At 61.5% G+C, this 15,236-nt stretch carries 14 protein-coding genes; 6 read left to right on the top strand and 8 right to left on the bottom strand.

From position 1 onward, the window contains the following. Nucleotides 1–156 precede the first annotated feature (156 nt). Together rpsI and rplM are read right to left on the bottom strand one after the other, a co-directional pair. Nucleotides 157–549, bottom strand: coding sequence for a 30S ribosomal protein S9 (rpsI, locus tag O3300_RS26370; protein WP_010393285.1), 393 nt, complete (start codon nucleotides 547–549; stop codon nucleotides 157–159). A 9-nt stretch (nucleotides 550–558) separates the two neighbouring features. Next, on the bottom strand, nucleotides 559–987 hold the full coding sequence (gene rplM, locus O3300_RS26365; protein ID WP_010393282.1) for a 50S ribosomal protein L13: 429 nt from the start codon (nucleotides 985–987) through the stop codon (nucleotides 559–561). Between the two features lie 225 nt (nucleotides 988–1,212). On the opposite strand from rplM, the gene O3300_RS26360 reads away from it, so the two are divergent. Next, nucleotides 1,213–1,641 carry an OsmC family protein gene (locus O3300_RS26360; RefSeq protein WP_070278278.1) on the top strand — a complete coding sequence of 143 codons (429 nt, stop codon included), beginning with the start codon at nucleotides 1,213–1,215 and terminating at the stop codon, nucleotides 1,639–1,641. Between the two features lie 160 nt (nucleotides 1,642–1,801). Here O3300_RS26360 and coq7 read toward each other — a convergent pair whose 3' ends face one another. After that, on the bottom strand, nucleotides 1,802–2,446 hold the full coding sequence (gene coq7 / locus O3300_RS26355; protein ID WP_035824568.1) for a 2-polyprenyl-3-methyl-6-methoxy-1,4-benzoquinone monooxygenase: 645 nt from the start codon (nucleotides 2,444–2,446) through the stop codon (nucleotides 1,802–1,804). An 85-nt stretch (nucleotides 2,447–2,531) separates the two neighbouring features. Beyond that, nucleotides 2,532–2,963: a hypothetical protein gene (locus tag O3300_RS26350; protein ID WP_077399521.1), complete on the bottom strand. Its 432-nt coding sequence runs from the start codon at nucleotides 2,961–2,963 to the stop codon at nucleotides 2,532–2,534. Nucleotides 2,964–3,111: 148 nt separating this feature from the next. Here O3300_RS26350 and O3300_RS26345 point away from each other — a divergent pair, with 148 nt between their 5' ends. The 4 genes from O3300_RS26345 (at nucleotide 3,112) to O3300_RS26330 (ending at nucleotide 9,777) form a co-directional block, all read left to right on the top strand. Next, the gene (locus tag O3300_RS26345) at nucleotides 3,112–3,891 is read left to right on the top strand and encodes an ATP-binding cassette domain-containing protein (protein WP_251350994.1); all 780 of its coding nucleotides are present in this window, start codon (nucleotides 3,112–3,114) and stop codon (nucleotides 3,889–3,891) included. A gap of 3 nt (nucleotides 3,892–3,894) precedes the next feature. Beyond that, on the top strand, nucleotides 3,895–5,091 hold the full coding sequence (locus O3300_RS26340) for an ABC transporter permease (RefSeq protein ID WP_077399518.1): 1,197 nt from the start codon (nucleotides 3,895–3,897) through the stop codon (nucleotides 5,089–5,091). Nucleotides 5,092–5,294: 203 nt separating this feature from the next. Beyond that, on the top strand, nucleotides 5,295–6,188 hold the full coding sequence (locus O3300_RS26335) for an ABC transporter ATP-binding protein (protein WP_035824559.1): 894 nt from the start codon (nucleotides 5,295–5,297) through the stop codon (nucleotides 6,186–6,188). Nucleotides 6,189–6,198: 10 nt separating this feature from the next. Further along, nucleotides 6,199–9,777, top strand: a complete 3,579-nt coding sequence (locus O3300_RS26330) for a M1 family aminopeptidase (protein ID WP_251350993.1) — start codon at nucleotides 6,199–6,201, stop codon at nucleotides 9,775–9,777. A gap of 53 nt (nucleotides 9,778–9,830) precedes the next feature. Here the strand turns inward: O3300_RS26330 and O3300_RS26325 are convergent, their stop codons facing one another. The 4 genes from O3300_RS26325 to O3300_RS26310 all read right to left on the bottom strand — a co-directional run bounded on the left by O3300_RS26325 (nucleotide 9,831) and on the right by O3300_RS26310 (nucleotide 13,488). Next, nucleotides 9,831–10,214 (bottom strand): hypothetical protein, encoded by a 384-nt coding sequence (locus O3300_RS26325; protein WP_251350992.1) that lies wholly within the window; start codon nucleotides 10,212–10,214, stop codon nucleotides 9,831–9,833. A gap of 170 nt (nucleotides 10,215–10,384) precedes the next feature. Beyond that, a complete protein-coding gene (locus O3300_RS26320; protein ID WP_305054560.1) occupies nucleotides 10,385–11,848 on the bottom strand; it encodes a catalase in 1,464 nt (487 codons plus the stop codon). A gap of 93 nt (nucleotides 11,849–11,941) precedes the next feature. Beyond that, entirely contained in the window at nucleotides 11,942–12,598 is a 657-nt protein-coding gene (locus O3300_RS26315; protein ID WP_305054559.1) for a DsbA family protein, read from the bottom strand. A gap of 20 nt (nucleotides 12,599–12,618) precedes the next feature. After that, nucleotides 12,619–13,488 carry an MBL fold metallo-hydrolase gene (locus O3300_RS26310; protein ID WP_305054558.1) on the bottom strand — a complete coding sequence of 290 codons (870 nt, stop codon included), beginning with the start codon at nucleotides 13,486–13,488 and terminating at the stop codon, nucleotides 12,619–12,621. A gap of 269 nt (nucleotides 13,489–13,757) precedes the next feature. On the opposite strand from O3300_RS26310, the gene O3300_RS26305 reads away from it, so the two are divergent. Next, entirely contained in the window at nucleotides 13,758–15,209 is a 1,452-nt protein-coding gene (locus O3300_RS26305; protein ID WP_369812323.1) for an alkaline phosphatase, read from the top strand. Nucleotides 15,210–15,236 lie beyond the last annotated feature (27 nt).

Below are 15,236 nucleotides of genomic sequence, written 5' to 3'. Positions count from 1 at the left end.
GTATATATTGCATAGAGATGGAGGGGAGACAGTCCCCGCGGGATTTCCGCGTATTTTACAGCGCAACGCCGAGTCACGCTGAAATGCAAAAAAGCCGCGAGACCGAAGTCCAGCGGCTTTTCGACCAGCACCCCGGAAGGTGCTGTAGCGTAGAAATTAACGCTTCGAGAATTGCTTTGCGCGACGTGCTTTGCGCAGACCAACTTTTTTACGCTCGACTTCACGTGCATCGCGGGTCACGAAGCCGGCTTTCGCCAGTTCCGGTTTCAACGCTGCATCGTAGTCGATCAGAGCGCGGGTGATGCCGTGACGAACTGCACCAGCCTGGCCCGACTCACCGCCGCCATGGACGTTGACTTTGATGTCGAAACGCTCGACATTGCCGGTCAGTTCCAGTGGTTGACGGATGACCATCAGACCCGTTTCGCGCGAAAAGTATTCGTTTGCTGGTTTGCCGTTAACAACGATCAAGCCTGTGCCAACTTTGATAAAAACCCGAGCCACTGCACTTTTGCGACGGCCGGTTCCATAATTGTAATTACCGATCATGTCAGTTCCTTAGAGAACAAGTGCTTTAGGTTGCTGAGCAGCGTGCGGATGGGAACCTTCCGCGTACACTTTCAGCTTCTTGATCATTGCGTAGCCGAGTGGGCCTTTAGGCAGCATGCCTTTGACCGCTTTCTCAAGCGCGCGACCTGGAAAACGCTGTTGCATTTTCTGGAAGTTGGTTTCGTAGATGCCGCCTGGATAGCCAGAGTGACGGTAGTAAATTTTCTCAGTAGCTTTGGTACCGGTCACACGCAGTTTGCCTGCGTTGATGACGACGATGAAGTCGCCGGTATCGACGTGAGGAGTAAATTCTGGTTTGTGTTTGCCGCGCAGTCGGAGTGCCACTTCGCTGGCAACACGTCCGAGGACTTTGTCCGTCGCGTCAACCACGAACCAATCGCGCTGGACTTCATGTCCTTTAGCGGAAAATGTTTTCATGTTGACTTCCTAATAGATTACACGCTCAAATGGTGGTTCCGCCGATGCTGCTATGCGGACTCTGCCTTATTTACTTTTCCTGAGCGAACGGAAAGCCGACAAGTATAAGCGGCTTTGCCTTGCCGCGTCAAGCTGCAATCGAGGCCGGCTGCGGCCCGGCGGGCGGCACATGGATGAGCATTCCTCTATTACAATACAAAACGCTTACAATTTTCGGAGAGTACGATGGAATGCAAAGTCAGCTGGAATGGCCCGTCGGGCATGAGTTTTCGGGCAGAAACGGGTTCCGGCCACCTGGTAACCATGGATGGCGCGCCCGACGGCGGCGGCCACAACCTGGCGCCGCGCCCCATGGAAATGGTCTTGCTTGGCACGGGCGGCTGCACCGCCTATGACGTGGTGCTGATCCTGAAACGCGGGCGCGAAGCCGTCAGCGGCTGCGAAGTGACCCTGAAGGCCGACCGCGCCGACACCGACCCGAAAGTGTTTACCAAGATCCACTTCCACTTCACCGTGCGCGGCAAGGCCCTGAAACCCACGGCAGTCGAACGGGCCGTGGCCTTGTCGCATGACAAATATTGCTCGGCATCGATCATGCTGGCCAAGACGGCGGAAATCACCCATTCCTTCGAGATCATCGAAGAAAGCGCCTGACCAAACCTACTGCGCGTCGGTATAGGCGGCCTGCGATGCTCACCGTGCTCCAGCACGGTTGCGCTTCTCGACCACCTCTCCCTTCCGCTCGCTACGGTTTTGTCTGGCGTTTCACGGCTCAGGCATGCATAAAAAAGGCGCTCTTCAGAGCGCCTTTGTTTTAAATGTAATACGCGGTTTTCGTCATCACTTTCCCCATGATGCCCATCAACGCCTTCACGGGCGCCGGGGTGTCGATGGCGCCCAATCGCTGGGCGGCGGCGCCGTGTTCCACTTCATCGATGGCCATCTGTTTCACAATGGCGCGCGACTTGGCGTCCTGCGGCGGCAATTCCTGCAAGTGGCTGGCCAGGTGCGCTTCCACCTGGCGTTCCGTTTCCACCACGAAACCCAGGCTGCGGCCGTCGCCCATGCGCGCGGCGATGGTGCCCAGCGCAAACGAACCCGCATACCACAGGGGATTGAGCAGGCTCAGACGCGAGCCCAGCTCCGTCAGGCGCTGCGCCGTCCAGGCCAGGTGGTCTTCCTCTTCGCGTCCCGCTTCGTCGAACTGGGCGCGGATGGCCGGGCTGTGCGCATAGCGCGCCTGCGAGTTGTACAAGGCTTGCGCGCACACTTCGCCCACATGGTTGACGCGCATCAAGCCGGCGCTGTGGCGCTGTTCGGCCGGGCTCAGTTCCGCATCGGGCGCATGCGCGGCCGGCGTGGGGCGCGAGGCCGAAGCCACGCCCGCCATGACGCGCAGGGCCTTGTCGGCGCCAACAATCAAACGATCCAGGGGGTCAAAGTGGCGGTTCGCGGTCATCGTGGCTATTCATGTAAGGGAAAACATGGATTATAGGACGATCAGGGCCAGCCGTACCCACGCCGCGCGCAGGGTGAACGGGGCTTTATTGACTTGTGCGCGCTTTTTCCCGCTCGATCCAGTCCACCACGGGGCCGACGGCGTCCAGGCCGGACAGGCTTTTCGCCACGCCCAGGTTCAGTGAAATCAGGAAAGAAATACTGTCGACGGGGATGTCCGGGCAATGTTCGGCAAACGCGGCGCGAAAACGCTCCGCTTGCAGCACGCGCAAGACTTTCTCGCCGCTCATGAATTGCAGCACGCTGGCGATGCTATGACCGCCACCGATCGAGTGGTAGATAAAACGGTTGTACTTCGCGTCGATCTGCTTGAAATCGAGGGTTTCTTCCGTCATCAGGCCCGCCAGGTAGTACAGCCCGAGGCTGACGCGGAAGAAACCGATGGCTTCGGCACTGGTCATGCCGGCGCGCGCCACGGCCAGTACCTTGTCCTGCATCGCCTGATCGATCGTTTGCATTGCGCTCTCCCGCGCCGTCCGCCGGCGCCCACCGGGCCAGCTTGCATGAAGATGCTGTTTTTTTCAATAGACCAAACGATATTTCCACCTTGCAAGTTACATTTTTTGCATGCTACTCTCGTTCTTCACCGTTAAATGGATGAAGCACATGATTGAGGTCAAGCACCTGGCAAAACGTTTCCGCATGCCGCCCCACAAGGGCAAGGCCGCGCACGTCAGCGATCCGCGCGAACACGAGGGCTGGTTTCACGCCGTGCGCGACGTCAGTTTCAGCTGCGCCCCCGGCGAAGTGCTGGGCCTGCTGGGCCCGAATGGCGCCGGCAAGACCACCACCCTGCGCCTGCTGTCGACGGCCTTGCAAGCGGACGCGGGCAGCGCCCTCGTCAACGGCGTCGACGTGCTGCGCCAGCCGCTGGTGGCGCGCCAGAGCATCGGCTTCCTTTCCGGCTCGACAGGCTTGTATGGCCGCCTGACGGCGCGCGAGAACGTGGAATATTTCGGCCGCCTGCATGGCATGCCGGCCGACAAGCTGAAACGCCGCTGCGACGAACTGTTTTCCCTGCTGCAAATGGAGGAATACGGCAGTAAGCGGGCCGATCAATTGTCGACGGGCATGAAACAGAAGTGCGCGATCGCCCGCACCGTCGTGCACGAGCCGCAGGTGGTGATCCTCGACGAGCCGACGACGGGCCTGGACGTGATGTCGGCGAAGATCTTGCTCGACTTCATCGCCAGCTACAAGGCGCTGCGCGTGCCGCTGATCTTTTCCACGCACCACCTGCACGAGGTGGAAAAGCTGTGCGACCGCGTCTGCATCATCAACCGCGGCACCACCGCCTTCAATGGCACGGTCAGCGAACTGCGCCACCTGGGCGGCAGTGCCGATCTGTACGACGCCTTTGTCAGCGTCATCAACCAGGGAGCCTGAGCCATGTGGACCATTTATGTGAAAGAGTTGCTGGAACTCACGCGCGACCGCAAGACGCTGATCTTCACCATCCTCATCCCCATCTTTGCCATGCCGCTGATCTTTGGCGGCTTCGCTTATGTTTCAAGCAATATGTTCAAGAACGCGAAAACGGCGGAAATGCGCTACGCCCTGTTCGGCAAGGACCATTCGCCCGGCTTGAGCGGGCGTTTTGCCCAACAGCACAACCTGCGCGAAGTGCCGCTGGCCAGCGAGGGCGACATCCGCCGCGCCATCGGCGACGACACCATCAAGTTCGCCGTCGTCATTCCGCCGCATTTTGAAGCATCGCTGCAGCAACAGCAGCAAACGAAGGTAGTGCTGCACTACAACAGCGCCAGCACGGTCGACGTGACCCAGCAGCGGGTGCGCGAGATCGTCGAGGCGTACAACGCCAGCCTGCGCGAAAGCGCGCTGTCGGCCCTGAACCTGAGTCCGGCCCAGCTGGCCTTTGCCCTGCACCCCATCGTGCTCGACAAACAGTCGACGGCCAACGAGCGCGAGCAGATGGGCGCCATCGTCGGCGGCATGCTGCCCTATCTGCTGCTGATGGTATGCCTGACGGCGGCCATGTATCCGGCCATCGACCTGGGCGCCGGCGAAAAGGAGCGTGGCACGCTGGAAACCCTGCTACTGGCGCCCGTGCCGCGCAGCGCCATCGTGCTGGCCAAGTTCCTCGTGCTGTTTACGGTGGGTATGACCTCGGCCGTGCTGATGGTGGGCAGCATGGGCGCCCTGCTGGCCATCTTCGGCAGTTCGCTGGAAGGCAACATGGCCGTCATGGTGCGCAGCATCGGCTTGCCCGACCTGGCCATGGTGACCCTGATGCTGGTGCCCACGGCCGCCATCTTCGCCTCGCTGCTGCTGTCGATCTCGATCTACGCGAAAAGCTACAAGGAAGCGGCCGGCATGATCACGCCATTGATGCTGTTCGTCATCCTGCCCACGGTAGCGGCCATGCTGCCCGGCGTCGAGCTGAACTGGATGTGGGCCATGGTGCCGCTGACCAACGTGTCGCTGGCCATGAAGGAATTGGTCAAGGGCACCATGGATTACCGCATGTTCGGCGTGATCCTCGCCTCGACCACGGTAATCGCGGGCGCCCTGCTGATGCTGTGCCGCTGGTGGTTTAACCGCGAATCGGTGCTATTCCGTAATTGATAGTCACGCGGCGCGCCAGCGGGGCGAAACAGGCCCCCACGGAAGACCCACACGGGCGCGCCGTCCACCCCGCCCAATTGCACTCTGGTCACGCGAAAATGCCGTGTATCGCACGCAACTGCCCAGTACGTCTTAAATTCAATACAATGCCAGCATACAGAAGCCCTGCACCATCGGGCTGCAACGCATGAGTTAGGAGTTGTATGGAATTGCAGATTCGCAAATTGTCGAAGACCTACGCGAATGGCGTGGTGGCGCTGGATAACGTGTCGCTGACGATACCGCCCGGGATGTTTGGCTTGCTGGGCCCGAATGGCGCCGGCAAGTCGACCCTGATGCGCACCCTGGCCACCTTGCAGGAATGCGATTCCGGCTCCATTTTCTTCGGCGACTACGACGTGCTCGACGACAAGGACGAGATCCGCCGCATGCTGGGCTACCTGCCGCAAGACTTCGGCCTGTACCCGAAAGTGACGGCCTACGAGCTGCTCGACCACTTCGCCACCTTGAAAGGCCTGTCGCAGCGGGCGCGCCGGCGCGAGGTCGTCGATGGCCTGTTGCAGCAAACCAACCTGTTCGACGTGCGCCACCAGCGCCTGGGCAGCTTTTCCGGCGGCATGCGCCAGCGCTTCGGCATCGCGCAAGCCCTGCTGGGCGACCCGAAACTGATCATCGTCGACGAGCCGACGGCGGGCCTCGACCCGCAGGAAAGAGTCCGCTTCCATAACTTGCTGTCCGACATCGGCGAAGACAAGACGGTGATCCTGTCGACCCACATCGTGTCCGACGTGGCCGACCTGTGCGCCAACATGGCCATCATCAACAAGGGCCATTTGCTGCTGTGCGGCAAGACCCAGGAACTGATCGACGAAGTCAGCTGCAAGATCTGGGCGCGCTTCGTCGAGAAGAAAGAGCTGGCCAGCTTCCAGCAGCGCCACGCCGTCATTTCCACGCGCTTGCTGTCGGGCCGCACCTTGATCCACGTCTACAGCGACGACGACCCGGGCGACGGCTTCGAGGAAGCCATCGGCGACCTGGAAGACCTGTATTTCGCCACCATTGCCGGGCGCCACCGCGTCGCCCCGCAGTGCGACTGAGGGGCGCGCCATGTTTGCCATCGCCCGCTTTGAAGCGCGACAGCGGCTCAAGCTGCTTTCCACCTGGGTGTATTTCGCCATGTTCCTGGCGCTGGCCATGCTGTGGATGGCCGCCGCCGGCGGCGTCTTCAAGGAAGCGAGCATCAGTTTCGGCGGCAAGTTCCTGATCAACGCGCCCCGCTCGCTGGCATTCACGTGCAGCCTGCTGGGCTGTTTCGGCGCCGTCGTGGTGGCCGCCATGATGGGCCGCTCGGTGCAGCAGGATTTCGAATATGGCATGCAGCATTTCTTCTTCAGCGCGCCGATCCGGAAATACCAGTACGTGTTCGGCCGCTTCCTCGGCGCCTGGCTGGTGCTGGCCGTCGTGTTTTCCAGCATCGTCATCGGTGCCTGGCTGGGCGCCTGGCTGCCCGGCATCGACCCGGAACGGCTAGGGCCGCAACGGGCGCTGGCCTACCTGATGCCGTATGTGTTTACCCTGCTGCCGAACCTGTTCATCTTTGGCGCCATCTTCTTCGTCATCGCGGCCCTGACGCGGCGCATGCTGCCCGTGTACATCAGCTCGGTAGTCATGCTGATCGGCTACCTGGTGGCCCCGTCCCTGGCGCGCGACCTCGACTACAAGACCCTGGCCGCCCTGATCGACCCCTTCGGCACCACGGCGCTGATACGCCTGACGGAATACTGGCCGAACGCGGAGCGCAACACGCGCCTGGTGACCCTGGAAGGCGTGTATTTGCTGAACCGCGCCATCTGGTCCGGCTTCGCCCTGGTGGCATTGCTGCTCGGCTACTGGCGCTTCCAGTTCCACGCCACGACGGACGCGGGCGCCGGCAAGCGCCGCAGCGAGGGCGACGTCCCGCTGCGCCTGTCGAACGCTTCGCTGTCCACGCAGGAAACACCGGACTTCGCGCAGCGCAACCTGGCCGCCCTGCTCCTCAAGATGAGCTGGCTGAACTTGCGCGAAACCATCAAGAACATCTATTTTGTCGTCATCGTGCTGGCCGGCGTGCTGACCATGTATGGCGGCGCGCTCGACATGGGCTCCATCTATGGCACGAATACGTATCCCGTGACGGAAAGGGTGCTGGACATGGTCAGCGCCTCGTTCGCCCTGTTCATGCTGATCATTACCACCTTCTATGCGGGCGAGCTGGTGTGGCGCGAACGCGAGGCGGGCACGCACTTGATGCTCGACGCCCTGCCCGTGCCGAACTGGCTGCCCCTGCTGTCGAAGCTGTTTGCGCTGATCGGCCTGCAGGCCTTGCTGAGCCTGGTAATCATGCTGTGCGGCATGTCGATCCAGGTTTTCAAGGGTTATTACCGCCTCGACCCCGGCCTGTACCTGGAATCGCTGTTCCTGTCGCACCTGCCGTCCTACGCGCTGATCGCCGTGCTGGCCATCTTTTTGCAGGTATTGATCAATCACAAGTATTTGGCGTATTTCGCCATGATCCTGTACCACATCGCCAGCATCAGCTTTTCCTCGCTGGGCCTGGGCGATCCGCTGCTGCTGTACGGCAACACGCCGGACTTCGTGTATTCGGCCATGAACGGCGCCGGCCACTATCTGTTGCGCGAACGCTGGTACTTGCTGTACTGGAGCGGCGCGGCCGTCATGCTGACGGTGCTGTCGCTGCTGTTCTGGCCCCGCGGCGCGCAGGACAGCTGGCGCATCCGCCTGCGCCTGGCGCGCCACGGCCTGACGCAGGGCGTGCTGGCCAGCTTTGCCGGCGGCGCCCTGATCTTCGTCGGCGCCGGCGCGGTGCTGTTCTACGTCTACCACGTGGCCAACGATTACAAGTCCGAATTCGCGCGCGATGCGGACCGCGCCACAGTCGAGCGCCAGTACCGCAAGTTTGCCGCCACGCCGCAGCCGAGAATCACCGACGTGAAACTCGACGTGGCCATCTACCCGGCGCAGCGCACCCTGGCCGTCACGGGCCGCTATGTGCTGCAAAACAAGACCAGCCTGCCGATCAGCCATATTTTTGTGCAGCAAGATCCGAGCTCCACCATGCGCCTGCGTTTTGACGCGCGCGTGCATCCCGGCCTCGATGACGGCAAGCTGGGCTTTTACAGCTACCGCCTGGCCGCGCCGCTGGCGCCGGGCGCCACCCTGGGCCTCGATTTCGACGTCCGCTTTGCGCCGCGCGGCATCTTCGGCCTGGGCCAGGACACGCCCGTGGTGGCCAACGGCACCTTCTTCACGAATGCCGTGCTGCCCCACATCGGCTACCAGCCGCAGCAGGAATTGACGGACCCGCGCGACCGCAAGAAACACGGCTTGCCGGCGCGCGAACGGGCCTTGCCGCGCGACGATGCACGGGGGCTGGCCGACAATTACATCAGCAACGACGCCGACCGCATCAACTTCGACGCCACCGTCAGTACCGTCGACGGCCAGACGGCCATCGCGCCGGGCATGCTGGACAACGACTGGATCGCCAAGGGCCGCCATTACTTCCATTACACGATGGAACAGCCGATCCTGAATTTTTACGCGTTCCAGTCGGCCCGCTACGCCGTCAAGCACGAGCGCTGGCAAGACGTGGCCATCGACGTGTATTACCACCCTGGCCATGAATACAACCTCGATCGCTTCGTGCGCGGCAGCAAGGAAGCGCTCGAGTACTACACGAAGAACTTCGGCCCCTACCAGCACAAGGTCCTGCGCATCGTCGAATTCCCCCGCTACGCCACGTTTGCGCAATCGTTCCCGAACACGATACCGTACTCGGAAGGGCTGGGCTTCATCGCCAGGGTCGATGACAAGAATCCCAAGGATATCGATTATCCGTTCTACGTGACGGCGCATGAAGTGGCGCACCAGTGGTGGGCGCATCAATTGGTGGGCGGCAATACACGGGGCGCTACCGTGCTCAGCGAAACCCTGGCCGAATATTCAGCCCTGATGGTGATGAAGAAAACCGTGGGGCCGGCCAAGATGCGCCGCTTCCTGCGCTATGACCTGAATCAATACCTGATGGGGCGCAGCGAGGAACGCAAGAAGGAATTGCCGCTGGCCGAGAATGAAAACCAGCCCTACATCCACTACAACAAGGGCAGCCTGGCCATGTACTTGCTGCAAGACATCATCGGCGAAGACAAGGTCAACGGCGTGCTGCGCGAATTGCTGAAGACGCATGGCCAGAAAGGCCCGCCGTATGCCAGCGTGACGGCACTGATTGCCGGCTTGCGCCAGGTCACGCCGCCCGAGCAGGCTTACCTGATCGACGACCTGTTCGAGAAAATCGTGCTGTTCGACAACCGTGCCCTGTCGGCCACGGCCACGAAACGCAGCGACGGCAAGTACGCCGTCACCGTGAAAGTGCAGGCGAGCAAGTTGACGGCCGGCGAACAGGGCGAGGAGCACGACGCGCCCCTGCACGACTGGATCGAGATCGGCGTCGACGACGCGAACGGCCATCCGCTGCTGCGCGAACGCCTGCGCATGACGGCGCGCGAAGCGAGCTATACCGTCATCGTGGGCAGCCGTCCCGGCAAGGCGGGCATCGATCCCGACAACAAGCTGATCGACCGCAAGCCCGATGACAATATGGTCACCGTCGACATCGCCGAACCATGACAAAAAATGGCCACCCTGGATAGGTGGCCATTTTTTTTATTCTCAGGCGCTCATCAAGCCTCGGCGCAACGCGTCACCAGGCTCAGGCTGATGCCCATTTCCGTCAGGTGCTGCATGTCGGCCAGGGTCAGATCCAGCGGAGAGTCGACCGTGTCGTCGCCATTCAGCTCCAGTTGCAGCTCGGCGACGATACGCGGCATGGTGAAGCTGACGCCGCGCGAGCGGCATTCGGCCAGGTAGCTGCGTATGCGCGAGGGCAATACTTGCGATTTGGATGCCTGCGCGATCAGCACCTCGAAGCCGGAATCGAGATGTACGCGGCCCGCGCCCTTCGCCTCGCCCTTGCGCCATTGCCGTTCGGGATCCGTGGGCAAGACTTCGAGGATGGATTTGAGCGTGGGGTCGTCCCCATGCACCGACAGCTTCGCCATATTCATATTACAAGACTTTCTAGTCAGGACGCTGCCAGGAAGGCGGCGCGATCATCAGACCGACAAGTCTACGCATGGGCGGCAAATATGTCCATACGGCAATATTTGGTATCTCCCTCTAATTTGTGCTGTATCAACAACAGGCGGAACAAGCTTGTTCCGCCTGCAACACATAATTACAGCACCACGCCACGCGCCTGCAAGGCGGCCCGCACGCCGGCGCCATACGCGGCATCGGCACGGTCGAAGTGGCCCAGCTGACGCTGCAGGGTTTCCGGCCGCACCTGGCTCAAGGGACCGGCCAGGTTGTCGAACAGGTTTTGCTTCGCCTGCACCGACATCAAGCGGAACAGATTGCCGGCTTGCGTGTAATCATCTTCCACGCCGCGGCCATCGTAGCGCGCCGCGCCGCCGGCCAGGTCCAACGCCGGTTCGCCGTGGCCCAGCCCTTGCGGCTGCGTGCCTGCCGCCGCCACGTTCGCATAGTTGCGCGCCGCGCCGCCATTGTTGATCGCCATGCCGCCATCGCGCTGCTGGTTGTGGAAGGAGCAGCGGGCCGCATTCACGGGCAAGTGCTGGTGGTTCGTGCCGACCCGGTACAACTGGGCGTCGTGGTAGGCGAACAAGCGGCCTTGCAGCATCTTGTCCGGTGAATATCCCATGCCGGGCACGGCGTTGGCCGGCGAAAAGGCCGCTTGCTCGACTTCCGCGTGGTAATTGTCAGGGTTGCGGTTCAGCTCGAAAATACCGACTGGCAACAGCGGGAAGTCCGCATGCGGCCACACTTTCGTCAAATCGAACGGGTTCCAGCCCGTGCGCTGCTCCCATGCATCGAGTTGCTCCTGCGTCGCCACCTGCAGCTTGACTTCCCACTGGGGGAAATCGCCGCGCTCGATGGCGCCGAACAGGTCGCGCTGGGCGTAGTCGGGGTCGGCACCGGCCAGGCGGCCCGCTTCCGCGGCAGGCAGGTTCTTGATGCCCTGGCGCGTCTTGAAGTGCCATTTCACGTACACGCGCTGGCCGTCGGCATTGATCAGGCTATACGTGTGGCTGCCGAAACCATCCATGTGGCGGTAGCCGTCCGGCGTGCCCCGGTCCGAGAACAGCATGGTGACCTGATGCAAGCTTTCCGGCGCATGGCTCCAGAAATCGAACATCATTTCCGCCGATTTCAAGTTGCTTTGCGGATCGCGCTTTTGCGTGTGGACAAAGTCGGGGAACTTGATCGGGTCCTTGATGAAGAACATGGGCGTGTTGTTGCCAACCAAGTCCCAGTTGCCCTCTTCCGTATAGAAGCGCACGGCGAAGCCGCGCGGGTCGCGTTCCGTGTCGGCGCTGCCGCGTTCGCCACCGACGGTGGAAAAACGCGCGAAGGTGGCCGTCTGCTTGCCCACTTCACTGAACAGCTTGGCCTTGGTATGGCGTGAAATGTCGTGCGTGACGGTAAAGGTGCCATAGGCGCCCGAACCTTTCGCGTGCACCACGCGCTCGGGGATGCGCTCGCGGTTGAAATGCTGGAGTTTTTCGATCAGGTGGAAGTCTTGCAGCAGCAAGGGGCCACGGGGGCCGGCGCTGAGGGAATTCTGGTTGTCGGCGACGGGGATGCCCGAGGCGGTACTGAATGGCGGCTGTTGGCTCATGGCTGCTTTTCCTTCGTTGTTGACTAATAGAACTAGTGTAACGAGGTCAACAACAAAGGAAAAGCTAATTGATTTTATCGAACCGATAGATATTTACAATGCACAACCTTGCGCATCGCACACGCCGCCCAGTTGCGCCTGCAGTTTCACCGGCTGGCCCAGGAAGCCGCCGATATCGATCACGGACAGCTTGCCGCTGCCATCGTCGAGTACGAACGTGGGAAAGCCCTGGCCGCCCACCTGCGCCAGCAAGGCGCGGCTGGCGTCGATATGCCGCTGCGTGGCGGCGCCCGCCTGTTGCGCATACGCGGCCTCGAAGGCGGCGCCGTCCATGCCCAGTTCTTGCGCCAGCGCCACCAGCACGGGCAGGTCGACGATGCGCAAGCCGTCCACGTAATGGGCCCGTTGCACGCGTTGCAGCATGTCCAGGCCCTTGCCAGCCAGCGATTCGGCCGCCAGGATGGCCGTGATCGGCGGTTCGGAATCCATCATGGCCGTCGTGTCGTTCAGCAAGCCGTTGACATAGGCATCGCCAAACGGCTGGCCAGACAATTGCTCGATGCGCCGGTCGTGCGGCAGCACATAGCCGCGCCAGGCGGGCGTGATCTGGCGGCGATTGCTGCCCGTCATCATGCCGCCGGCGTGGAAGGCCAGCGTCAGTCCGGGCACGGCGCGCGCCGCCTCGACCAGCGGCGCGGCGCCGTAGCACCAGCCACACAGGGGGTCGAAAATATAGTGCAGTGTGGGCATGCTTGACTCCTTGTTGCCGCTTACCATTTCATTTCGCCTTTGGCGACCTTCGCGCTGGTCTCCAGGGCGCCATCGAGGCCCAGCTTCGGGTAATGCTGTTTCATCGCTTCGATCAGGGCGGCCGAATTGGCGGCCTTGGCCGTTTCCGCTTCGAACGTCACCAGGTAGTCACGCGTAAAACCGATGCTGTCCGGCGTCAGGAGCGAACCGACCTTGAAGTGGCCCGGCACGACGGTGACGGGTTTCAGCGCGGCGATGCCGTCCAGCGTCTTGAGCCAGTCCTGGCGCGATTGCAGGCTTTGCGTATCGGCCGTCCACACGTGCAAGTTGCCAAACAGCACCACGCCGCCGACGACGGCCTTGATCGATGGAATCCACACATAGGTGCGCGCTGGCGTCGGGCCGGCGATGTCCAGCGACTGGCCTTCCAGGCTGATGCGCTTGCCCTTCAGCGCGTCGGGGATGACGATGCCGTGCGGCGCATTGTCTTTCAGGATCGGGCCCCAGTAGGCGACCTTGGCGTCAGCCTTGCGGCGGATTTCCGCGACGGTTTCTGGCGTGGCAACGATTTTCGCCTGCGGGAACGCTGCCTTGATCACGTCGAGGCCAAAGTAAAAATCGGGATCGCTGTGGCTGATGTACACGGTCGTCAGTTTCTTGCCGCTGGCGCGGATCTTTTCCACCAGTTTTTGCGCTTCGGCGCGCGAGAATTGCGCATCGATCAGCACGGCGTCATGCTTGCCCGCGACCAGCACGGAAGCGACGGGAAAGATGGCCGCTTCGCCCGGATTGAAGACTTCCAGGGTCAGGGGTGCGCTGGCGGCGGCCGAGGCGGCGCCGGCGGCAAACAGGGTGGAGACAAGAACGCTGCTGATGGATTTGGAGAACATGATGCGCCTTCACAAGATGATTGGGATGACTGCATCTTACGTTGCTCAAAGCGGTAGAAAAACTAGGTAAAGCGCAATAGTTTGTTGCTTATATCGATGCAATCACGCGATGACGAACACGCTACGGCGTATTTTTCCAACGACGGCGCGTGCCAAAGTCACGCCACTGCGGCGGCGTAGTGCCGTCGCAAAATGTGTCACAGCGTCATGAGGGTGTCACATTGGATTGTTATCTTGCTAGCTCTTTCAAACCTAGCCGGATGAACCACATGACACGCAGAAAAATTTCCGTCGCTGGCTGCAGCGTCGCCATCACCCTGATGCTGGCCGCCTGCGGCAGCGACGCAAAAAAAGAAGAGGCAGTGGCTGAAGCGCCGCCGAAAAACGTCATCTTCTTCCTTGGCGATGGCATGGGCCTGACCACCATGACGGCCGCGCGCATCTATTCCGTGGGTGAAGAGGGTGCGCTGACCATGGACACCCTGCCGGAAACGGCCTTCGTGAAAACGTACTCGAACGACGCGCAAGTGACGGACAGCGCGCCATCGATGGCCGCCTACATGACCGGCGTCAAGATGAACAATGAAGTCATCTCCATGTCGGCCAACACGGTCGCCATCGATCCGGGCACGGATGCGAATAACAACAAGCTGGTCAACAAATGCGGCACCGGCAACGGCACGCCCGCCACCACCTTGCTGGAACTGGCCAAGGCCAAGGGCTTCGCCGCCGGCGTCGTCAGCACGGCGCGCGTGACGCACGCCACGCCGGCCGCAACCTACTCGCACATCTGCCACCGCGACCTGGAAAACGATATCGCCGCGGCCCTGGTGCCGGGCGGCACGGGCTACAACAGCGCCCTGGGCACCACCGGCCTGGAAGTGGTCCTCGGTGGCGGCGCGCAATTCTTCACGCAATTCAAGGATGGCGGCAAGCGTTCCGACGGCCGCGACCTGATCGCCGAATTGAAAGCCAAAAGCTACACGGTCGCCAACAACGCCACCGACTTCAAGGCCGTCGATGCGGCCAAGACGGAGCGTTTGTTCGGCGTATTCACGTCCAGCCACATGAGCTACGACCTGGACCGCGACGCAGCGAAGGAACCTAGCCTGGCGGAAATGACCACCAAGGCCATGGACGTGCTGGCGAAGAACAAGAAGGGTTACTTCCTGATGGTCGAAGGCGGCCGCATCGACCATGCGCTGCACGAAACGACCGCCAAGAAAGCGCTGCAAGACACCGTCGCGTTCGACAACGCCATCAAGGCCGCCATCGAAAAAGCCAAGCTGACCGATCCGACCCTGGCCAATACCCTGATCGTCGTCACGGCTGACCATGACCACACGCTGGTGCTGAACGGCTACGCCAAGCGCACGGGCAAGACGGCTGCCGGCAACCCTGGCGTGCTGGGCGTGGTGAAGAACTACGTGACCGGCGCGGTCGAGAAAGACCTGGATGGCGCACCGTATTCGATCATCGGCTTCGGCAATGGCGAAAACCGCACGCAATCGAGCCGCGCCGCCATGGCCAGCCTCGATGAAACCGTCACCAGCGCCAATAATTACCACCAGGAAGCAGTGATCCGCACTGCCGTCGGCAATGAAACCCACGGCGGCACCGACGTCTTCCTGGGCGCCATCGGCAAGGGTTCGGAAACCTTCCTTGGCACCATCGAAAACACCAAAGTATTCGGCCTGGTCAAGACCGCCGGCGGTCTGTAATCCCCAAGAGACAAGAATTGGACAAGC

Source organism: Janthinobacterium sp. SUN206 (genome assembly GCF_030587305.1).
Lineage (GTDB): Bacteria > Pseudomonadota > Gammaproteobacteria > Burkholderiales > Burkholderiaceae_D > Janthinobacterium > Janthinobacterium kumbetense.
The sequence above is the reverse complement of the archived record's forward strand: the minus strand, read 5'-3'. Positions and strand labels throughout refer to the sequence as shown.